Annotated in this window: 18 protein-coding genes and 1 pseudogene; 10 read left to right on the plus strand and 9 right to left on the minus strand. The window is 71.1% G+C overall.

Annotation, left to right across the window (positions count from 1 at the left end):
* Positions 1–3: 3 nt before the first annotated feature.
* The gene (locus IH80_RS0123825; RefSeq protein ID WP_030963168.1) at positions 4–540 is read right to left on the minus strand and encodes an NUDIX domain-containing protein; all 537 of its coding nucleotides are present in this window, start codon (positions 538–540) and stop codon (positions 4–6) included.
* Between the two features lies 1 nt (position 541).
* Complete coding sequence (locus tag IH80_RS0123830) at positions 542–1,897, minus strand: helix-turn-helix transcriptional regulator (RefSeq protein ID WP_030963169.1); 1,356 nt, start codon at positions 1,895–1,897, stop codon at positions 542–544.
* Between the two features lie 192 nt (positions 1,898–2,089).
* Here IH80_RS0123830 and IH80_RS0123835 point away from each other — a divergent pair, with 192 nt between their 5' ends.
* From IH80_RS0123835 to IH80_RS0123855, 5 genes are all read left to right on the plus strand, one after another.
* On the plus strand, positions 2,090–2,839 hold the full coding sequence (locus tag IH80_RS0123835; protein ID WP_030963170.1) for a hypothetical protein: 750 nt from the start codon (positions 2,090–2,092) through the stop codon (positions 2,837–2,839).
* A 79-nt stretch (positions 2,840–2,918) separates the two neighbouring features.
* The gene (locus IH80_RS0123840) at positions 2,919–3,830 is read left to right on the plus strand and encodes a phosphotransferase (protein ID WP_030963171.1); all 912 of its coding nucleotides are present in this window, start codon (positions 2,919–2,921) and stop codon (positions 3,828–3,830) included.
* The gene (locus tag IH80_RS0123845) at positions 3,831–4,523 is read left to right on the plus strand and encodes a class I SAM-dependent methyltransferase (RefSeq protein ID WP_030963173.1); all 693 of its coding nucleotides are present in this window, start codon (positions 3,831–3,833) and stop codon (positions 4,521–4,523) included.
* Positions 4,524–4,538: 15 nt separating this feature from the next.
* A complete protein-coding gene (locus tag IH80_RS0123850; protein ID WP_030963174.1) occupies positions 4,539–5,084 on the plus strand; it encodes an HAD domain-containing protein in 546 nt (181 codons plus the stop codon).
* A 315-nt stretch (positions 5,085–5,399) separates the two neighbouring features.
* Entirely contained in the window at positions 5,400–6,635 is a 1,236-nt protein-coding gene (locus IH80_RS0123855) for a hypothetical protein (RefSeq protein WP_234432367.1), read from the plus strand.
* A gap of 175 nt (positions 6,636–6,810) precedes the next feature.
* Here the strand turns inward: IH80_RS0123855 and IH80_RS0123860 are convergent, their stop codons facing one another.
* From IH80_RS0123860 to IH80_RS0123875, 4 genes and pseudogenes are all read right to left on the minus strand, one after another.
* A complete protein-coding gene (locus IH80_RS0123860) occupies positions 6,811–8,508 on the minus strand; it encodes a relaxase/mobilization nuclease domain-containing protein (RefSeq protein ID WP_030963177.1) in 1,698 nt (565 codons plus the stop codon).
* A complete protein-coding gene (locus tag IH80_RS0123865; RefSeq protein ID WP_030963178.1) occupies positions 8,498–9,073 on the minus strand; it encodes a hypothetical protein in 576 nt (191 codons plus the stop codon). Before IH80_RS0123865 ends, IH80_RS0123860 begins: the two co-directional genes overlap by 11 nt.
* A gap of 315 nt (positions 9,074–9,388) precedes the next feature.
* Positions 9,389–10,554, minus strand: a pseudogene (locus IH80_RS39660) (DUF3631 domain-containing protein).
* A 598-nt stretch (positions 10,555–11,152) separates the two neighbouring features.
* Positions 11,153–11,347, minus strand: a complete 195-nt coding sequence (locus tag IH80_RS0123875) for a helix-turn-helix transcriptional regulator (RefSeq protein WP_030963180.1) — start codon at positions 11,345–11,347, stop codon at positions 11,153–11,155.
* 125 nt (positions 11,348–11,472) lie between these two features.
* On the opposite strand from IH80_RS0123875, the gene IH80_RS0123880 reads away from it, so the two are divergent.
* Positions 11,473–11,973, plus strand: a complete 501-nt coding sequence (locus tag IH80_RS0123880; protein WP_030963181.1) for a helix-turn-helix transcriptional regulator — start codon at positions 11,473–11,475, stop codon at positions 11,971–11,973.
* Positions 11,974–11,997: 24 nt separating this feature from the next.
* Positions 11,998–13,116 carry a tyrosine-type recombinase/integrase gene (locus tag IH80_RS0123885; protein ID WP_030963182.1) on the plus strand — a complete coding sequence of 373 codons (1,119 nt, stop codon included), beginning with the start codon at positions 11,998–12,000 and terminating at the stop codon, positions 13,114–13,116.
* 103 nt (positions 13,117–13,219) lie between these two features.
* Here the strand turns inward: IH80_RS0123885 and ychF are convergent, their stop codons facing one another.
* On the minus strand, positions 13,220–14,308 hold the full coding sequence (gene ychF / locus IH80_RS0123890; protein ID WP_030963183.1) for a redox-regulated ATPase YchF: 1,089 nt from the start codon (positions 14,306–14,308) through the stop codon (positions 13,220–13,222).
* A 267-nt stretch (positions 14,309–14,575) separates the two neighbouring features.
* Between ychF and IH80_RS0123895 the strand changes: the two genes are divergently transcribed.
* Positions 14,576–14,965, plus strand: a complete 390-nt coding sequence (locus IH80_RS0123895; protein WP_051809852.1) for a DUF6542 domain-containing protein — start codon at positions 14,576–14,578, stop codon at positions 14,963–14,965.
* A gap of 111 nt (positions 14,966–15,076) precedes the next feature.
* Here the strand turns inward: IH80_RS0123895 and ppgK are convergent, their stop codons facing one another.
* Positions 15,077–15,814 carry a polyphosphate--glucose phosphotransferase gene (gene ppgK, locus IH80_RS0123900; RefSeq protein WP_030963185.1) on the minus strand — a complete coding sequence of 246 codons (738 nt, stop codon included), beginning with the start codon at positions 15,812–15,814 and terminating at the stop codon, positions 15,077–15,079.
* Between the two features lie 21 nt (positions 15,815–15,835).
* Positions 15,836–16,840, minus strand: a complete 1,005-nt coding sequence (locus IH80_RS0123905) for a 4-hydroxy-3-methylbut-2-enyl diphosphate reductase (RefSeq protein ID WP_030963186.1) — start codon at positions 16,838–16,840, stop codon at positions 15,836–15,838.
* Between the two features lie 95 nt (positions 16,841–16,935).
* Between IH80_RS0123905 and IH80_RS0123910 the strand changes: the two genes are divergently transcribed.
* Positions 16,936–18,336, plus strand: coding sequence for an APC family permease (locus IH80_RS0123910; RefSeq protein ID WP_051809854.1), 1,401 nt, complete (start codon positions 16,936–16,938; stop codon positions 18,334–18,336).
* 492 nt (positions 18,337–18,828) lie between these two features.
* On the plus strand, positions 18,829–20,106 hold the full coding sequence (xseA, locus tag IH80_RS0123915) for an exodeoxyribonuclease VII large subunit (protein WP_030963188.1): 1,278 nt from the start codon (positions 18,829–18,831) through the stop codon (positions 20,104–20,106).
* Positions 20,107–20,152: the final 46 nt, after the last annotated feature.

Raw genomic sequence — 20,152 nt, forward strand, 5'->3', positions numbered from 1 at the left:
TGTTCACGCTGTTGGCCAACCCATGACGGAGACCGCGGCGCCATTGTGCAGATAGTGACGGAGGGCGCTGTCCGTGGTGTCGACGAAGGCTTCGGGGATGGCGTTAGCGTCAACCCAGCGGACTTGGGAGTGCTTGCGGGGTTCGCGGTTTTCGGGTTCGCCGGTCCAGTCGTGGGCGGCGAAGACCACCGTGAGGAAGCCGTTGGGGGCTTCGACGCCCCAGGCTCCGTGGATGATGTGGGCGACCTTGAGGGACTCGGGCTTCACGGTGAGGCCTGTCTCCTCGTAGAGCTCGCGGACTGCGGTCTCCGTGATGGGCTCGCCCGGTTCGCTCTTGCCGACGGGGAGGTCCCACAGGCCCTGGGCGAACTTGGCGTTCTCGCTGCGCTGGAGGAGGACGACGCGGTTGGTGGCCTTGTCGTGGACGATGACGGCGGCGACCAGCAGGGTCATCGATTCGAGCGCCGGCTTGAGGGCTTGGGAGCGGTCGTCGGTCTGCTGGGCCACGGTGTTCCCTTCGTCGGGCGGGTTGTTGGGCATGTTAGGCGAGGGCCTCGCGGGCGCGGCGGGCGAGATCGGCGGCGCCGGGAACGCGGCGGCGCTGGTAGACCGCGAGCGTGGAGCGGATCGAAGTGATCGCCTTACGGGTGCGGTCGGAGGTCATGCCCTCCCTGAGGACCAGGGCCTGGGTCCAGGCGGCGACAGCCTCGTCAGCGCGGGCCTGGGCGGCGAGGCTGTCGCCGAGGTCGGCGTGGGTGAGGGCGTGGACGCGCTTGTACTTCTCGGGGTCCCAGCGGGTGAGGGCGTCGCGGTGCTGCTGTTCGGTGCCGATGTGGTCGGCGAGGTCGGTCAGGGTGCGGGCGGTGTGGCTGGCCACGGTGCCGGCGGCGGGGCCGCTGACGCGGGAGTAGCTGGGCTGGGGGCCATCGTCCCGTAGCAGGGCGTCTTCGGCGGCGAGGAGGGCACGTGCGGCTGAGGGGCTCGCGTCCGTGGCGGCGTAGGCGCGGGCGTGGGTGATGTGGAGGAGGGCCTCGGTCTGGCCGTCGACGTGGCCGAGGCCGCGTCGCAGGGCGCCTTCAACGAGGTCGACGCAGTGGTGGGGCTGCTTGAGGCTCAGGGCCTGGTGGGCGAGGGCGCGCATCATCCAGGCGGCGTGGCCGTGGGGGTCGGCTTCGCAGGCGAGTTGATAGCCGACCTGGTAATAGCGCTGGGCGGCGCCTTCATGGCCCAGGTCGTGGTGCTTCCATCCTGCGAGGTAAGCGAGTTCGGCGACGGCGCCGAAGGCGGCATGACGTAACGGTTCCGAGGGGAAGCGTCCCCGGAGCATCGGGGCGGCGGTGTCGGCGAGGTACGCGGTGACGGTGGTCAGGCCGTGGCCGCCGCCCAGGCGTTCGTCGGCGGCACTGAAGGCCGCGGTGATCTGGCGTACGACGTCGATGTCCTCGCCTCCGACGAGCGAGCGGCCGGTGCGGGCGCGGAGCATCCGGGAGGTGGCTTCGTGGTCGTGGAGCAGCGGCATGGCGACGCCGGCCGTGGTGAAGGCGGCGATGGCGAGGAAGCGGCGGCGTTCGACGTCGGCACGGCCGAGGTCCGTGACGGTCACGACCGGATCGCCGCTCGAGGTGGCTTCCGCGTCGCCAAGCTGGAGGCCGATCTCGGTCGGGGTGACGACGCGGCCCAGGCGGCGCGAGAGGGCTTCGGCGAGGTACTGACCGGCCTGGCCTGAGGGCACGCGGGTGCCCTTGGCCCAGTGGGAAATCGCGGACTTGTTGGTCTGGAGCAGTTCGCCGTTCTCGGCGGCGATGCGGCGGACGTCCTTGGCGAGGGCTTCGTACGTGCATCCGGCGGCGTGGATCGCCTCACGCAGGCGGAAGTTGGCATCGGTCGGCGCTGGCACATTCCTCCGTCCCGGAGCTGTAAACCGCGTATACCGCTTGGGCTCGGTCACACCGTACCCACTCTGCGTAGCGGGCGGTTCACTTATCGACAGCCGCCCCACTCTCGGGCCGGGCGGCCCCCACGTTCCGTACGCCCTACCAGGCTCGGGCATTCCTATGCCCTGGCCCGGACGATCAGAGACGGAGAAACGGTGACCACCATCGACACCGCGACCATCACGGTCGAGCTGCCCGACGCCTTCGACCCGCGCTGGAGCCGCCTGCCCGGCATCCAGGTGGACGGCCGACGCATCACCATCGACCCGGCCGAGTACTTCTTCCGCTTCGAGTCCAACACCTGGCTCGTCGCTGACTGGGAGCTGGTCAAGACCCAGCTCCTCGACGTGGACGAGACGACCGAGAGCGCGGTCGAGCAGCTGGCGCTCGACTTCATCAAGAACCACGGAGAGTCCACCTCCGACGCCGCCCGCGTCCTGGCCACCGCGTACGAGGTGTACGCGTACCTCTTCCGCGACGAACACCTCGCCGGCCTCGGACTCCCGCAGATCACCGCCGACCACCTGCGGATGCTCCGCGAGGCCGCCACGCTCATGGCGCTCAACAAGGTCGAGCTGGACGGTCACATCTCCAACGTCGGCCCGTGCTGGTTCTTCCCCGCCGCCACCTCCGTCGTCTTCGACCTGAACGACGAAACGGGCGGGATGCTCGACGAGGTCTACCACGGCGGCTGGTTCAACGAGCACCGCCGGATCGAGTCCATCAAGGCCCACGTCGCTCTCGGCGGCCGCCTCGTGCACGGCTGCCAGTCCGTGCCGGACCAGTCGGGCGGCGTCGTCGCGCCCTACGGTGCCTCGATGGCCAACTTCCGTGACGACCTGGCCGCGTTCAAGGCGGGCTGGATCAAGCAGGTCTACGCCCACCGCGTGACCGCGGCCGAGTAGCCCCCACCCCCACTACGGCTTCGGGGCGGGCCGACACGTTCGCCCGCCCTGGAGCCCACCAGCCCCTGGAGACACCCCCATGGACCAGAGCCTGATCGCCGCCCTGCTGGACGACCTGTGCGCCCTCATCCGCAAGCCCCTCCCTGAACGCAATGAGATCCGCGTCTGGGGCATGTCCGGAGTCGAGCGCGTCACCTTCTCCGACGGCACCACGGCCGTCTTCAAGTACGCCAAGGAGCCCTTCGACCGCGAGGCCCAGGCCCTGCGGATCGCCCACCACCGCGGGCTGCCGGTCCCCGAGCTCCACGCCACCGCCATGCAGGACAAGTGGCTCGGGATGCTCATGGACGACCTCGGCACCCCCGTACGGGACGCCGACGACCTCGACGGCGTCGCCGCCGCCGTGATGCTCCACGCCGCCCGCCCGGCCAGCGGTCTGCCCTTCCTCGACGGCACGGGCCTCGCGGCCCTGCCCGGCCGGGCCCTCGACCACCTCCAGCGGCTTCGGAAGGCCGGCCGGTGGACGGACTGCGACGACATCGAGACCACGCTGGGGAAGGTCTCCGCAGCATCCGAGGCCCGCGCCCAGGGGGCGACGCTCGACCCCTTCGGCTGGGTGCACTCCGAGTTCCACCCCACGAGCGTCCACATCGGGGAGGAGGGCTGGCACCTCCTCGACTTCGCCCGCGCCTTCACCGGCCCCGGCCTGATCGACCTCGCCTCCTACCACGGCACCACCGAGACGCCCAGCCCCGTCCGACTGCGGGTGTTCCTGGAGCAGTACGTCGCCGCCGGAGGGCACGAGGACGCCCTCGCCGCCCGGGGCGGCCTGACCGCCGAGGCATGGGCCCTGGGTTGGCACCGCATGTGGGCCGTCGAGTGGTTCATGGAGCAGGCGATCCGCTGGATCAACGACCCGACCAGGGACTTCGCGTACATCCCCGTCGTCCGCCGCCACCTGAACGACGTGGTCCTACTCCTGGAGGTCTAGGTGCTCGCCCAGGTCTCCCCCTGGTACGCCCACGCCGCCCAGCGTCTCGCCACCGCACCGGCCCACGCGCTCGTTCCTCCGGCACGGATGGAGTGGAGTACCCACCCCGGTCTGGGCCCCGGCGCGGAGATCCTCGGCCGGGACCTGCGCGGCAAGCGCCTCCTGGAGCTCGGGTGCGGTCCCGGCCACAACGTGGCTCACCTTGCCCGACACCACCAGGCCCGCGTCACCGGAGTCGACCTGGTGGGCCTCCAGGTGCGGCGAGCACGCTCGCACCACGGCCACATCGAGGGCGCCACCTTTACCGCCGGCCATGCACTGCACCACCTCCAGGCCACCGGCCAGACCTTCGACGCGGTCTACTCGGTATTCGGCGCCGTCGGCCTGGTCGCTCCGGAGCTCCTGCTCGCCGCAATCTCCCGCCACCTCGTGCCCGGCGGCGTACTGGCCTTCTCCGTACCCCACCCGGCACGGGCCGGAAGACATCCTTCGACGGACAACCGTCCCCGCGAGGACTACGTCACCATGCCCGACCGCACCCGGCTGCCCATCGCCCGCTGGGAGTACGACGCCCACCGCTGGGCCGCCCATCTCTCCCGGACCGGCCTGCGGATCACCTCGGCCATCGACCTGCAGCACCCGCGCCTCAACCCGTGGCCCACCACCCTCCTGATCACCGCCCGGAAACGCTGACCGACGGAGGCAACGATGCCCCTGCCCTACCTCCTGCTCGACATCGACGGCGTCCTCATACCGTTCCCGGCGTCCGACGGCAGCACCCCACCCACCCACGTCCGCCACACCGTCCTGCCCACGGGCCGCAACCCCGACGACCCAGTACCGATCTGGCTCGACCCCGCCCACGGCCCGTTGCTCGCCGACTTCCTGGCCAGCGGTCTCGTCGCCCCCGTGTGGTGCACGAGCTGGCGCAAGGACGCCACCACCATCGTCGGGCCACTCCTCGGACTGCCGGAGTTCCCGTACCTCGACCTCCCCCGCCCCCGGATCACCACCAGCCACCCCAACGGCTACCTCTGGAAGCGCGACCACGTCGAACCGTGGCTCGGCGGGTCGGCGGTCGCCTGGGTTGACGACGACTTCACCGACCTCGATCACGTCTGGGCGGCGGAGCGGACCGCCAAGGGAACGCCGACTCTCCTCGTTCAGCCCGACTCACACCACGGGCTGCAACCCGGGCATCTGGCCGAGCTCACGACGTGGGTCTCGCAGTTACCCGCAGCCCGCGCCGCCTGACGACTGATGTCCTCGCTGCCACGAGCAGCGAGGACATCAGAGTGCTGCTCGAGCGTGAGCTGTCTGCGGCCTATGGCAGGCATCGGCGCCCCTGATGTCGGAGTCGGCTGGAACACTGCGGTCGTGATCAACGAGATGACCCCAGACCTTCCTGATGCTCCCGACGGCTGCCTGCCACACAGAGCACAGGCAGAGTTCGCAGGCACCGCCTGGGAGAAGCTGCCGCACGTCTGTACGGGCCTGCACGGTGTCCCTGACACACCGGACGTCCTCGGTGCTGTGCTCGCCGCCGACCCAGCCCACCGAGTACGGGCGGTGGGCGATCTGTATCGGCTGCTCCTCAATCAGGAACAGGTCTTTCCAGCGACCGCTCCGGCGGCCTTGGTCCTCGCCTGTCTTCTCGACGATCCGCGCACCCTCGCCGAAGACCGGTGGGAGCGCAGGGCCGGTGTGCGGTCGCTTCGCGCCGAACTGCTGAACTGGCTGGCTTCGTTCGCCGACATCGCCCGCCTGGACGTCAAGGACGGCGTCGGCACGGCGCGGGATCTGGCCGCCGCCCGTGCGGCACGGCCAATACTCCACGACCGCATCGCGGATTTCTGTGACGCCGACGATCCACTGGTGAGGGAGGCCGCGCTCGCGGCCACCGCCCTGCTCCTGGCCGACCCCGCCCTCACCTCGTCCGTACCCCGGTACGCGCCCGCCGTTCGCGAGGTCCTTGCCGTGAGCGCGGACTCTTACTACCGGTGGATCGCCCGGGAACGGCTGGCTGCCTGGGGTGAGGATGTCACCGGCCTCGTCACTGCGGAGGAGGAGCGCCGCGCGGCCCTGGACCGGGCAGGCGCGCTGGCGGAGGACCCGTTCGGCGGCCAGGAGCAGGAGCAGGCGATCCGCTGGCTGGAAGAGCAACCCGAGGACACTGCAGCTCCGGAACAGCTCGGCCGCCGACGTGAGGACCGGGCCGCGCCCATACCGGCCGCCCCGCACGAGCCGGCACCCGAGCCGCCCGTGGCCGCCCTGGGGAGCGAGGCTGGATACCGCGGCCCGTGGCGGATCGCCCGGAAGGAGGAGCGCGCCGAGTGGACGTTCACGCCGTACGTAGGAGTCGGCCCCCTGCACTTCGGGATGACCGTGGAAGAGATCACCCGCGTCCTCGGCGAAGAACCGGCCGTATCGTCCTATTCCCACCACGGCGAAGACCAGAAGCTCAACTATGCCGACTTCGCTGAGAGCGGGATCAGGGCCCTCTTCCATGACGACCGCCTGGGGTGCGTCGCCGCAGACGCCCTCACGGGCCCCCAGGTGAGACTGGACGCAGCCCCGCTGACGGGCTGCGCGCCCTCCCACGTGGAGGACTGGCTCGTCCACCGCACAACACGGCCCGGCAGCCTGGCGTACAGCGTCGCCGGCGATCCGGTCTTCGCCGACCTCGGCCTGGCGATCCGCTCCCAGCGGGCCGGCGACGTCGTCCTGACCCGCCCCCTCTTCCTGCTCCACGACTGGCTCGACCTATGGCACTCCCTGCCCAGCGAAGAGTGGAACTGCTCCTGAACCGTGGTTCGCCGGCCGGCCCCACCCGAGTGCGAGGGTGACCGGAGCGACACACCTGTCCACTGGAGCGGATGGGGAATCAACGCGAGCAGCATTGTGGCTGGCAAGCAGTCGGCCGAAGAACCGACCGGACGCCCCCCGCCACAACGCGTGGAGGGGACATCGGGCCGTGGCGTCAGCGGTGTCGACTGCGCTCTTCGGTCCTCGTGGCCACCGGTGTGACCGGAGAATGCGGCCTGGCAGACCTGGCCGAGGTGCCGCTGATGGTGCTTTGCCTGCGAGCGGCTTGCGCCCGCCGGTTCGGTTGAGCGGTGATGCGCCAGTTGAGGACCTCGGCGGGGTGCTCGGCGCTGTCGAGCTCTCGTTGGGTGCCCACCTCGGTCAGGAGACGACGGGAGCTGTGGCCGGCGGTCTCGGCGTGGGCGAGGGTTGTGGTCAGGGCGGTCCAAGCGGGGTCGGCGAGGATCCGGTCGGCGTGGTCGGGGAGGGTCGCGCGAACGTCCTGCTCGAAGCGACGGACAGTTGCGGCTCGTGGTGCGCGGCGGGTCAGGTCAGCCAAGACGGGTGCGGCGGCCTGCTGGTAGCCCGCCTGGAGGTGGCGGAGGGCTTCTTCGGCCGCAGCGGCCTGTTGTTCGTGGCCGCGCTGCTCGTGCCACTTGGCTGCGGCGCGGGCCAGGTGCACGGTGGCGAAGAGCAGGGCGATGGCGAGTCCGCCCGGCTCGGTGGAGGCGTAGGCGAGTTCCTTGGCGGCCTTGCGCAGGGCGGTGGCGGCCTGGTGGTCGGCGCGGGTGGCGGAGCGGCGGGCGCGGTTGAACGCCGTCGCCGCCGCCCGTAGTTCCGCCCGGTGTGGGCCGGTCGTGGCGCTTGCGATGTTGTACAGGGCGTCGCCGAAGGCGGCCAGGTGGCCCTGGGCGGCGGCATCGTCGCCGGAGTCGAGGACGGTGCGTGCCCCCTGTATGGCGGTGGTGGTGTGACGCCATGGGTCGGCGGGGTCCGCCGCATACCGCGGGCGGTCGGCTACCTCCTGGTCGAGGAGGCGTTCGCGTAGGCGGTTGATGGAGAGGTCGGGGGCGAGTTTCGAGCCGCCGTACCAGACGGGTTCGCCGGTCGCGTTGGTGTCGCCGGGGGCGGCGAGGCTGTAGCCGATCACGTCGCCGGTCTCGGGGCCGAGGCGTGTTTTGACCTTGATGCCGAGGGACTGCAGCACGGTGAAGTAGTCGGCCTCATTGCGTACGGCGGCGGCGACCGCGTACGCCTGCTCGCGCAGCCACTGCCGTGCCGTGGCCGTCTGGCCCTGGCGCTCGGCCTTGGCACGTTCGGCGCCGGTGGGAGTGCGGGGCGCGGTGAGGTCGCCGGACTTCAGGCGGCGCAGACCGAACTCGGCTTCGATCTTGCGGCACTCGGCTTGGGCCCGCTGTCCGTCGTGGTGGGTGCGCGGGCGGCGTCCGTCGGCGCGGACGGTGGTGGCCATGATGTGGATGTGGTCGTCAGCGTGGCGTACGGCGATCCACCGGCATGCCTTCTCGTCACCTTCGGGGGCGATGCCGGCAGCGTGAACGATGCGGCGGGCGACCTCGGCCCACTCGGCGTCGGTGAGGTAGCGGTCGCCGGGCGCGGTACGGACCGGACAGTGCCAGACGTGCCGAGGCGGCTTCTTACCGCCCAGCTCGCGGGTGCGCAGGTCGACGTGGTGGTCGAGGCGCTTGGCGAGGAGGGTGTAGCTGGCCTCGGGGTCGCGGCCAGGGTCGGGGGCGCCGGCCATGTCCCAGGCGGCGACGATGTGCGGGTCGGTGTGTTCGTCGCGGCGGCCGGGGCCGAAGAGGTAGACGATCAGCCCGCGGGTGTCGGAGCCGGTGGAGACGTCAGGAACCATGTGCGGTGCCTTCCGTCAGGAGCTGGTCGATCAGTCGGTAGCTGCTCTCGGCCGCTTGCTCGACGCGGTCCAGCACCGCCTCGGCACGCTCGGGCACTGTTCCTCGGTGGATGGCTGCGGTGATCTGGTTGAGGTTGCCTCCGATGCGGTTCAGCGCGACCGTGTGTGCCTCGACGGCCTCGATCAGCGGGCGGAGAGGATCGTCCTCCGGGCTGCCGACCAGTCCTGCCTTGCCCAGGGCGACGGCCAGGGCGGCGTCCCCGACGAATCCGGCGAACTTCTGACCGCGCTGATGGGCGGCGGCGCTGATCACGCGGACCGCAGTCCGCGTGAAGCGGATGGTCTTCTCCTGGTCGCGCTTCTCCACCGTGCGCTTGCGGTTCATCAACGCGGGCAGGACGGGGGCATCGAGGTCCCGCCAGGACGGCTGCTCGACGGGCGGTTGGACATCGGTCGGCAGCTGAGTGCTCGGGTCGACGGAGTCGGGTGCGGGCGGACAGCTGGTCTCGGCTATGCCCTCCTCCGGCTCGGGCGCCCCCTGGCGCTCGGCCTTCTCCTCCGCCACCCCTGGGGCGGGGGCAAGCGCGGACGAAGCCTCGTTAGAGGCTCGTTCGCTCCAGCTTGCTGCTGATCGGCGGGTCAGGCCGAAGAACGCCTTACGGCGGCGGGTGGGGGCGTTGGCGGTGGTCGATTCGGGCATGGTGATGCTCCGGTAGTCATGTGGGGTGGGGCTTCGTCACATCCGTTGCATCCGTCCCGTAGCTGGTCAGGACAGGTACGGAGACAGTCGCAGGTACGGACTGATCCGTATCGGCAAGGAACTCCGTCCCCGCGCTGACCTGCGCGGGGACGGATGCGACGGATTGATACGGAGCTGGTGTCAGCGAGTGAGCCTGGGGCCGGCAGGCCCGCCAGGCGGACCGATGGGCAGCGTTCCGGATGGAGGGGCCGGTGGCTTGCCCGAGGCTCGACGTGCGGGCACGGCCTCCTCGGCTGTGGGCACCGGTGGGGCGGGGTCGGGGCAGTACCGGGCCCAGGCGTCGAGGAACTGATTACGGGCGTATGCCTTCGCTGCCTGCCGTTCTCGAAACGGTGGTTGGCCGGACTGATGCCGAAGTCGCGGAGCAGGTTGGCCAGGTGGTAGGCGTTCAGGCCCTTCGTCCCGTACTCGGCCCAGGGCGCCTCCGCGTCCTGGACGAGGGCGGCGAGCAGGTCGTGGCTGCGCAGCGCCTCCTTGTCGCCCTGTTGCTCGAAGACGCGGCGGATGTCCCGGAGCAGCCGGGTCTTCAGTGTCGTCTGCTCGTCCTGGACCACCTCGTTCCGGGTCATCGCCAGGCAGGCGGCACGGGCATGGGCGGGCCAGTGGCCGCCGGCCAGGTCGGCGACGATGACCAAGGGCTCCCAGGTGTCTGCGGCCCGGTCTTCGACCGGCATAGGTGGCACCAGCCGGTGCGCTGCCCCGCGCAGTGGGGTCAGCCACGCGGCCAGCCGGTCGCGCAGGGCGTTCAGTTCCGGGACGGAGTGCCGGGAGCGGAAGGGAGCGACCTTCTCGCCGGGCTTGCGTTTCTGCATGCGGAGCACGACGGCGCGGTCCATGATCGTGTCCGGAAGGTCGCCGATGCCTGCCAGCGCGGCCATGGCGAAAGTCGGGAACGCGGTCGGCTTGTGCTCCGGGCCGGAGATCCGCCACGCGGGGCGGTTGCGCTGATGTCCGGCGTTCAGCAGGCCACGGAGGTCCTCCTTCTCGCCTGCCTTCGGGCCGAAGATGGTGTCGGCCTCATCCACCAGCAGTGTCGGCGGATCCTCGCCGATGATCCGGAAGACGACCGCCGGAGAAGTGTTCACCGTCATCATCGGCCGGGACACGGTCTCGTGGAGCACATCCAGGACACGGGACTTGCCGCACCCCTTGGTCGGTCCCACCACCGCCAGCCGTGGGGCGTGCTGGAGGGCGGGCTGGATGTGGGAGGCCGCCACCCACAGGGTGACCGCGATCAGTGCCTCCTCGCTCGGCAGCACGACGTACCGGCCGATCACGGCGCGCAGCTCGTCCAGCACGGCGGCTCCGTCCCCGTCCGCCGTGAGGCCGGCGCGCTCGCGGTCCCCGGTCCCCGGTCCGGGTTCGGGGACCGTCCCCGCAACACCTCGGTCAACCCGGACCGACGGTCCGGGTTCGACAACCGACTGACCGGAACTCTCCGCCCGGTCCCCAGCGTCCGGTCCGGCCCCATCCGGACCGGACGGGTGGTCCGGGTTGTTGGTCCGGTCCAGCAGGCTGCTGAGCTGCGAATTCTCCGTCGGTCCGGGTTCCTGGTCCGGGTTGGCCAGAACTTCGGTCCGGGTTTCGGTCACGGGTCGGTCCGGTTCCGGACCGACCGGACCAACGGCGTGGTCCGGTCGGACGCCGGTCCCCGAAGAGGTGGACCGGACGTTCGCTCGGTCCGGACCGAGCCACGGGATGCCCTGACCGGGGACCGCGACCGGCGGCCAACCGTCTGTGGCGGACGCGGTCGGCGGGGTGAGGGAGATGGTGTCCTCCATAGGCGTTCCTTTCTGGCGAGGGGCGGAGCGGGGCCTGGTCCGCCTTCTCGTCGGTTGGTCGTTCAGACGTGGGTGGAGGGCCCCGGCAGCTTCGGGTCTGTGGCTACGCGGCCAGACCCCACTCGTCCTGGCCATCGATCAGCGCTCGCTCGTACCGCAGCAGTTCGGCCTCGGGGTACAGCACCCGCTTGCCGACCTTGATGCCGCGCGGCCCCTTCTCGATGTGGCGCCAGTAGCGGACGGTGCTCTCGGCCGTGCGGTAGCGCTCGGCGACCTCGGCGGTGGTCAGGTATCGCATGCATTCCCATTCGACTAGGTGACGTTTCGGATCTGAATAATTTTGTACCCGACGATCCCCGGTTACCCAAATCGGGAAGTCCATGTTTCAATCTGCATAGCGAGAATGGTTGCGATGGAGGTGCGATGGCAGGCGACAGGCCCGAGTCCGGCGAGGTGCCGCTGCTCTACAGCGAGGGGAACGTGGCCGCACGCGTCGCCCTGGAGCGCGAGGTCAGGGGATGGAGCACGACGGAACTGGCGGAACGGGTCACGCGGGCCGGGGTGAAGATGAACCAGACCGCTGTCTGGCGCATCGAGAACGGCACCCCCCGCCGGCGCATCAACCTCGACGAGGCCCTCGCCTTCTCCCGTGTCTTCGAGCTTCCCCTCGAAGAGCTGATGTCCCCGCCCCCGGAAGGGCTCGACATCGACAGTCGGCGGCTCGTCCAAGAAGCCGTCGAAGCGTTCTACGAGACCCGCGACGCACGCGACCGTCTCCATCACGCCGTGGTCGCCATCTCCGACCACATCAAGACCCATCCCGACAGCTCGGGAGCCATCCACGAGCAGTGCCTCCGCCTCATGGGCGACGAGCGGGATGCTCGCACGCTCAGCAGCGACATCGAGGACGGTGGCCACTACTGACAACCGACACGAAGGAGAAGCCGCTTGGCCAACATCCAGAAGCGCCCCAACGGCAAATGGCGAGCCCGCTACCGCGACCTCGACGGCAAGGAGCACGCCCGCCACTTCGACCGCAAGGTCGACGCCCAGCGATGGATCGACGAGGTCACGGCCAGCCTGGTCACCGGCCAGTACGTCGACCCGCGGTCGGCGAAGAAGCCATTCAAGGAGTACGCGGAGGAGTGGCGGGGCATCCAGCCGCACCGGCCTTCCACGGCCAAGGCGGTGGCCCAGCACCTGCGCTGTTACGTCTACCCGGCCTGGGAGAAGCGGGCGCTCGGCGCAATCAAGCCCGTCGATGTACAGAGCTGGATCACCAGCCTGACCACCACGCACGGGCTGGCCGCCAGCACCTCACGGACGGTCTTCAACACGGTCAACGCCGTCTTCCGGGCGGCCGTCCCTGACCGGATGATCCCTCACAACCCGTGTGCCGAGGCGAAGCTGCCCTCAGTGCCCCGGAAGAAGGTCGTGCCGCTGGCCGTCGAGCAGGTACGGACGCTGTCCGAGGAGATTCCCGCCCGCTACGAGGGCCTCGTGCTGCTCGGCGCGGCCACCGGGCTCCGCCCAGGCGAGCTCTTCGGTCTCCAGCTCCGGCACGTGGACCTGCTGCACGCGACCGTCTCGGTCGAGCAGCAGATCCAGCAGACCGCCAAGCACGGCGTGTACGTCTGCCCGCCCAAGACCGCTCGCTCGCACCGCACGGTCCCGCTCCCCCGCATGGCGGTGGATGCGATGAAGGCCCACCTGCGGGACTTCCCCGCCGATGGGCCCGAGGGCTGGATCTTCACGGCGCCGCAGGGCGGCCCCGTGGTCTACACGCACTTCATGGACGGGTCCTGGCGGCCCGCCTGCGCGAAGGCCGGCATAGCGAAGGGCACCGGACCCCACGCCCTCCGGCACCACTACGCCAGCCTACTGATCAAGCACGGCGAGTCCGTGAAGACGGTCTCCGAGCGCCTCGGCCACACCAACGCGGCCATGACGCTGAACATCTACACCCACCTGTGGCCCGACTCCGAGGAGCGGACCCGGGCCGCCGTCGACAAGGCGTACGCGGACCGGTCCGCCGATGCCCGGCCACAGGTCGACGAAGCGGCGTAGCCCCCGCGCGCTGACCTAAGTCAGCACGCTGCGGACTCTGCGCGGACCGCAAAGGCCGCCCAACCCGCTCCGCCGCAGGTCAGACGGCCTTCCGCCGAACGTATTAGACGTTGAAGCGGAACTCCACCACGTCGCCGTCCTGCATGACGTAGTCCTTGCCCTCCATGCGGGCCTTGCCCTTGGCGCGGGCTTCGGCCACCGAACCGCAGTCGACCAGGTCCGCGAAGGAGATGACCTCGGCCTTGATGAAGCCGCGCTGGAAGTCGGTGTGGATCACGCCGGCCGCCTCGGGGGCCGTCGCGCCCTGCTTGATGGTCCAGGCGCGGGTTTCCTTCGGGCCGGCCGTCAGGTAGGTCTGCAGGCCCAGCGTGGCGAAGCCGACGCGGCCGAGGGTGGCGAGACCGGGCTCGTCCTGGCCGACCGACTGCAGGAGCTCCAGGGCCTCCTCGTCGTCCAGCTCGGAGAGGTCCTGCTCCAGCTTGGCGTTGAGGAAGATCGCCTCGGCCGGGGCGACCAGCGCCGACTGCTCCGCCTTGAAGGCGTCGTCCGTCAGCTCGTCCTCGTCCACGTTGAAGACGTAGAGGAAGGGCTTCGTGGTGAGCAGGTGGAGCTCGTGGAGGAGGTCGCCCTGCTCCGTGCCCTTCGTGATGCCCTTCGAGAAGAGGGTGTCGCCGGCTTCGAGGATCTTCTTGGCCTCGACGACGGCCGCGAGGACCGCGACCTTGTCCTTCTGGAGGCGGGACTCCTTCGTCAGGCGCGGCTCGGCCTTCTCGATGGACTGGAGGTCGGCGAGGATCAGCTCGGTGTTGATCGTCTCGATGTCGTCCTTCGGCGAGACCTTGCCGTCGACGTGGACGACGTTCTCGTCCTTGAAGGCACGGATGACCTGGCAGATGGCGTCCGACTCGCGGATGTTCGCGAGGAACTTGTTGCCCAGGCCCTCACCCTCCGAGGCGCCGCGCACGATGCCCGCGATGTCGACGAAGTCGACGGTCGCCGGGAGGACCCGCTGGGAGCCGAAGATGCCCGCGAGGACGGCCAGACGGGGGTCAGGCACGCCGACGACGCCGACGTTCGGCTCGATGGTGGCGAACGGGTAGTTGGCCGCCAGCACGTCGTTCTTGGTCAGGGCGTTGAACAGGGTCGACTTGCCGACATTCGGCAGGCCGACGATTCCGATCGTGAGCGACACGTTGGCGACTTCCCGTAGCTGGAGGGGGCGGCGGCCCGGGAGTGGGCCACCGGACAGTTTACTTTCCGATGAGTGGCGGTCGATGTACGCGTGTCCGGGCCCGGTTCCGGCCGCCCTCCCGCCTAATTTGGTGGGGTGGAGCAATACAGGACGCGACCGGCCCCTCACCCGCAGCGACCCCCGGCCCAGCGCCGGGGCCCGCGGCCCACGGGCGTGCCCGCCCAGCACGGCGGCGCCCCCCGGCCGGCGCCCGTACGCCGTGGGCGCATGCCCCGCCCCCGGCTGACCGGCCTCGGCGGCGGGCTCTTCGCGTGCGCCTCCATGGTGCTCGTCGCCGGGATCTGTGCGCTGCTGTTCGGCTCCTCGCTCTTCGTCTACGGGCTGCTCTTCCCGCCCGTCGCGGCCGTCACCGCGCTCTGGGTGCGGCCCGCCGACCTGATCACCGCGCCGATCGGCGTCCCCATCGCCTTCGCCGCCGGAGTGTGGCCCATCTCGGGCGGCTCCGGCGGCTTCGGCGGCCAGCTGATGGGGCTGGTCTCCGCGCTGTCCCTGCACGCCGGCTGGCTGTACGCGGGGACGCTCGTGGCCGCTCTCATCGCGCTGGTGCGCAAGGCGGTGCTCATCGGCCGGCGCCGCCTCCCCCGTCGCGCCGCCTGACGGAGGGCACGGCCAGGACCCGCCTCCCCCGTCAGGCGGCGCGACGGAGGACACGGCCAGGACCCGCCTCCCCCGTCGCGCCGCCCGACGGAGGGCACGGCCAGGACCCGCCTACCTCTTCGCCGCCATCGCCGCTCCGACGATGCCCGCGTTGTTCTGCAGTGCCGCCGGGACGATCTCGGCCCGCACGCCCTCGATCAGGGGCAGGAACTTCTCCGGCTTGCGGCTGACGCCGCCGCCGATGATGAAGAGGTCCGGGGAGAAGAGCATCTCCACGTGCTGCATGTACTTGCTCAGCCGGTGCGCCCAGCGCTCCCAGGTGAGGTCCCCCTCCTCCTTGGCCTTCACCGAGGCCCGCGTCTCCGCGTCGTGCCCCTTCAGCTCCAGGTGGCCCAGCTCCGTGTTCGGGACCAGCCGTCCGTCCGTGAAGAGCGCGCTCCCGATGCCCGTGCCGAGGGTGAGCAGGAGTACCGTGCCGCCGCGCCCGCGTCCGGCCCCGTACGTCATCTCCGCGACGCCCGCCGCGTCGGCGTCGTTCAGCACCGTGACCGGCTGCCCGCCGAGTTCGCGCGAGAGCAGCGCCGCCGTGTCGACGCCGATCCAGGACTTGTCCATGTTGGCCGCCGTGCGGGTGACCCCGCCCGTGACCACGCCGGGGAACGTCACCCCGACCGGGCCGTCCCAGCCGAAGTGGCGCACCACCTCGACGACGCAGCCGGCCACCCCGTCGGGGGTGGCCGGCTGTGGTGTGAGCACTTTGTGGCGCTCCTGCGCCAGGTCGCCTCGCTCCAGGTCCACGGGAGCGCCCTTGATCCCGGATCCGCCGATGTCCACGCCGAAGATCTGCATGGACATACCGTACGAAAGGAGTTACTTGTCGGCGACCAGTTCCGCGGCTTCGGCGCGCAGGTCACGGCGGAGTTCCTTGGGCAGGGAGAAGGTGATGTGCTCCTCCGCCGTCTTGACGATCTCCACGTCGGCGTAGCCGCGCGCGGCCAGCCATTCCAGGACCTCCTCGACCAGGACCTCCGGCACCGAGGCGCCCGAGGTGAGGCCGACGGTGGCGACGCCCTCCAGCCAGGCCTCGTCGATCTCGCTCGCGAAGTCGACGAGGTACGCGGCCTTCGCACCGGCGTCCTTGGCGACCTCGACCAGCCGGATCGAGTTCGAGGAGTTCTTCGAGCCGACGACGATGACCAGGTCGGAGTCCGCGCCCATCACCTTGACGGCGGCCTGCCGGTTCGAGGTGGCGTAGCAGATGTCGTCGCTCGGCGGCGAAACGAGCAGCGGGAACTTGGTCTTCAGCGCGTCGACGGTCTCCATGGTCTCGTCGACCGACAGCGTGGTCTGCGAGAGCCAGACGACCTTCGACTCGTCACGGACGGTGACCTTCTCCACGTCGTGCGGGCCGTCGACGATGGTGATGTGGTCCGGGGCCTCGCCGGAGGTGCCGATGACCTCCTCGTGGCCCTCGTGGCCGATGAGGAGGATGTCGAAGTCCTCGTTCGCGTACCGGATGGCTTCCTTGTGCACCTTGGTGACCAGCGGACAGGTCGCGTCGATCGTCGCGAGCCTGCCGCGCGCCGCCTCCTCGTGCACGACCGGGGCGACGCCGTGGGCGGAGAACATCACGATGTTGCCCTCGGGCACCTCCTCCGTCCGCTCGACGAAGATGGCGCCCTTCCGCTCCAGGGTCTGGACGACGTACTTGTTGTGCACGATCTCGTGACGGACGTACACCGGCGCCCCGTACTGCTCAAGGGCTTTCTCGACGGCGATCACGGCTCGGTCGACGCCCGCGCAGTAGCCGCGGGGCGCGGCGAGCAGGACACGGCGGGAAGCGGGAGCAGGGGCGGGAGCAGTCATGTGCTCCATCGTACGGGGGTCTCCAGCAGGCCGAACGTCGCCCGTTCGGCACAGACTGACCGGGGGGCTCCGCAAGAACGTCCCACCCATCACCCGGAGGACTGATGGCGTCCGCCACGGATTCCAGCAGCGCCCCGGCGTCCGCGGCGCTGCGGCGGAGTCTCGGCTTCCGGGACCTGGTCGTCTACGGGCTGCTGTTCATCGCCCCGATGGCGCCGGTCGGAGTCTTCGGCACGCTCGACGCCGCGTCGCACGGTGCCGTCGCGCTCGTCTACCTCGTCGCGACGGTCGCGATGGCCTTCACGGCGTTCTCCTACGCGCAGATGGTGCGGGTCGCCCCCCAGGCCGGGTCGGTCTTCACCTACGCCCGCAAGGGCCTGGGCGAGGGGCCGGGGCTGATCGCGGGGTGGATGGCGATGCTGGACTACCTGCTGATCCCCGCGGTCGCGTACCTGTTCTCGGGGATCGCGATGAACGCGCTGGTCCCGGAGGTCTCCCGGTGGGTGTGGACGGCCCTGGCCGTGGTGGTGACCACCGGGCTCAACCTGTGGGGCGTACGGGTGGCCGCGCGGGTGGGGTTGGCCGTGCTGGTCCTGGAGGTGCTGGTCCTGCTGGTGTTCGTGGTGGCGGCGGTGGCCGTGCTGGTCCAGGACGGCCCCCGGCGCGGCTGGCTCTCGCCGCTGACCGGTGACGGCTCGCTCGGCTTCAGCACGGGGGCGGTGCTGGGTGCGGTCTCCATCGCGGTCCTGTCCTACCTGGGCTTCGACGCCATCGCCTCCTTCGCCGAGGAGGCGACGGGGGGATCGGAGCGGGTGGCGCGGGCGCTGCTGTGCTGTCTGGCGCTGGCCGGAACGCTGTTCGTCGTGCAGAGCGGTCTGGCGGCGCTGCTGATGCCGGTCTCCTCGGCGGAGCTGCGGGCGGATCCGGTGCAGCAGGGCCCGGCCTTCTACACGGCGGCGGAGTCCTCGGTCGGCTTCTGGCTGCACGACCTGGTGGCGGTGAGCAAGGCGGTCGGGGCCGCGTTCGCCGCCCTGGCGGGGCAGGCGGCGGCCGGCCGGCTGGTGTTCGCGATGGCCCGGGAGCGGCGGCTGCCGCGGGCGCTGGCGCGGACCTCGGACGGCACCCCGCGGGCCGCCCTGCTGGTGGCGGCGACGGTGACGCTGGTCGCCGCGGTGTGGGCGGCGCGGCGCGACGACGGGCTGGACCACCTGGTGTCCGTCGTGGACGTCGGGGCGCTGGTGGCCTTCACCCTGCTGCACGCCTCGGTGGTGGGCTGGTTCGTGGTCCGGCGGCGGGAGGGGCGGCCGAACTGGTGGAAGCACCTGGTGGTGCCGGCGCTCGGGGCGGTGGTGACGGTGGCGGTGATCGTCGGGGCGTCCCGCGCGGCGCAGGTGGTGGGCGCGGTCTGGCTGGCGGCAGGCCTGGCCCTGCTCCTCGCCCAACGCGGCCGTCGCCCCACCGTGGCCGCGGCCGCGGCCGCGGGAACGACCGGGGAGGGCGAGTAGGGCGGGACCCCGAGGGACGTGCCGGAGCCGCGGAGGGCGCCCGGGACGGCACGACCCTGACGACAGGAGCACCTGGGGCCGCGGGGACGTCCGGACCCTCGGGAGGGCACCGACCCGTCGGCCCGAGGGCAGCGGGAGCCGAGGCCGGCGGAAGCCCAGAGCTGCGGCAACGCCCAGGGCCGTAGGAGGCCCGGACCGCGCCGACGCCCGGGAACGCAGGAGGCCCGGACCGCGCCGACGCCCAGGGCGGCACGAGACCCGGACCGCAGGGCGCTCGTGGCCGGGCCCAGGGCGCAGGGTGCCTGAGGGGCTGGGGCGCAGGGTGCCTTAGGTCTGGGGCGCAGGGTGCCTTAGGTCTGGGGCGAAGGGTGCCTGAGGGGCTGGGGCGCAGGGTGCCTGAGGGGCTGGGGTTCGGGAGGTGCGGGGGGTTCGGGTTCCGACACTGGTGCGGGAGCCTGACGTGCTGTCGGCGGGGCCGGATAGCCTGCGCACATGGGTCTGAATACGTCGGCCGAGGCGCCGTTGCCGGTGGGCCAGGTGTCCCGGCTCATCGGGGGCTGGATCGAGCGGCTCGGCCAGGTGTGGGTGGAGGGGCAGATCACGCAGCTCTCGCGGCGGCCGGGGGCGGGGGTGGTCTTCCTGACGCTGCGCGACCCGTCGCACGACATCTCGGTGAGCGTGACCTGCTTCCGCCAGGTCTACGACGAGGTCGCGGACGTCGTCTCCGAGGGCGCGCGGGTCGTCCTGCTGGCCAAGCCCGAGTGGTACGCCCCGCGCGGGCAGCTGTCCTTGCGGGCGACGGAGATACGGCCGGTCGGCATCGGTGAGTTGCTGGCCCGGCTGGAGCGGCTCAAGCGGTCCCTGGCGGCCGAGGGGCTCTTCGCCCTGGAGCGCAAGAAGCCGCTGCCCTTCCTGCCGCAGCTGGTCGGGCTGGTGGTCGGGCGGGCGTCGGCGGCCGAGCGGGACGTCCTGGAGAACGCCCGGCGCCGCTGGCCGGCGGTCCGCTTCGAGGTCCGCAACGTCGCCGTGCAGGGCGTGCACGCCGTGCCGCAGGTGGTCCGGGCGGTCAAGGAGCTCGACGCCATGGACGAGGTCGACGTGATCATCGTGGCGCGCGGCGGCGGCAGCGTCGAGGACCTGCTGCCCTTCTCCGACGAGGAGGTCGTACGGGCCGTCGCCGCGGCCCGTACCCCGGTGGTGTCGGCGATCGGCCACGAGCCGGACTCGCCGCTGCTGGACCTGGTCGCGGACCTGCGGGCGTCCACGCCCACGGACGCGGCGAAGAAGGTGGTCCCGGACGTCGGCGAGGAGCTGGAGCGCGTACGCCAGTTGCAGGGGCGGGGGCTGCGCGCGGTGAGTTCCCTGCTCGACCGGGAGGAGCGGGGGCTCGCGCACGCGCTGGCCCGGCCGGTGTTCGTCCATCCGCAGCGCATGGTGGAGCTGCGGGAGGACGAGCTGGACGCGCTGCTGGCACGCAGCAGGCGCACGCTGGGGCACCTGCTGGACCGGGCCGACTCCGAACTCGCCCACACGCTGGCCCGGGTGGTGGCGCTGTCGCCGGCCGCGACGCTGGAGCGCGGGTACGCCGTACTGCAGCGGGCGGACGGCCACGTGGTGCGCTCGCCGCAGGAGGTGTCGGCGCGGGAGGTGCTGCGCGCACGGGTGGCGGAGGGCACGTTCTCCGTGGAGGTCTGCCCGACGGCCGCGCCGGAGGCGCCGGACACCGCAGACGTGGCCGAGGCGGCCGAGGCGGGCGAACCTTCGCAGTAACGCCACACGGCCGCGATCACGTGGTCGCACAACACACAGAGGATGG

The sequence above is a fragment of the Streptomyces sp. NRRL S-378 genome, assembly GCF_000720645.1.
Taxonomy (GTDB): Bacteria; Actinomycetota; Actinomycetes; order Streptomycetales; family Streptomycetaceae; genus Streptomyces.

Coding starts and splice junctions, on each gene's coding strand:
- IH80_RS0123825 (WP_030963168.1), bottom strand. CDS start 540: ATGCCCAACAACCCGCCCGACGAAGGGAACACCGTGGCCCAGCAGACC.
- IH80_RS0123840 (WP_030963171.1), top strand. CDS start 2,919: ATGGACCAGAGCCTGATCGCCGCCCTGCTGGACGACCTGTGCGCCCTC.
- IH80_RS0123850 (WP_030963174.1), top strand. CDS start 4,539: ATGCCCCTGCCCTACCTCCTGCTCGACATCGACGGCGTCCTCATACCG.
- IH80_RS0123860 (WP_030963177.1), bottom strand. CDS start 8,508: ATGGTTCCTGACGTCTCCACCGGCTCCGACACCCGCGGGCTGATCGTC.
- IH80_RS0123875 (WP_030963180.1), bottom strand. CDS start 11,347: ATGCGATACCTGACCACCGCCGAGGTCGCCGAGCGCTACCGCACGGCC.
- IH80_RS0123880 (WP_030963181.1), top strand. CDS start 11,473: ATGGCAGGCGACAGGCCCGAGTCCGGCGAGGTGCCGCTGCTCTACAGC.
- IH80_RS0123895 (WP_051809852.1), top strand. CDS start 14,576: ATGCCCCGCCCCCGGCTGACCGGCCTCGGCGGCGGGCTCTTCGCGTGC.
- ppgK (WP_030963185.1), bottom strand. CDS start 15,814: ATGCAGATCTTCGGCGTGGACATCGGCGGATCCGGGATCAAGGGCGCT.
- IH80_RS0123905 (WP_030963186.1), bottom strand. CDS start 16,840: ATGGAGCACATGACTGCTCCCGCCCCTGCTCCCGCTTCCCGCCGTGTC.
- IH80_RS0123910 (WP_051809854.1), top strand. CDS start 16,936: ATGGCGTCCGCCACGGATTCCAGCAGCGCCCCGGCGTCCGCGGCGCTG.
- xseA (WP_030963188.1), top strand. CDS start 18,829: ATGGGTCTGAATACGTCGGCCGAGGCGCCGTTGCCGGTGGGCCAGGTG.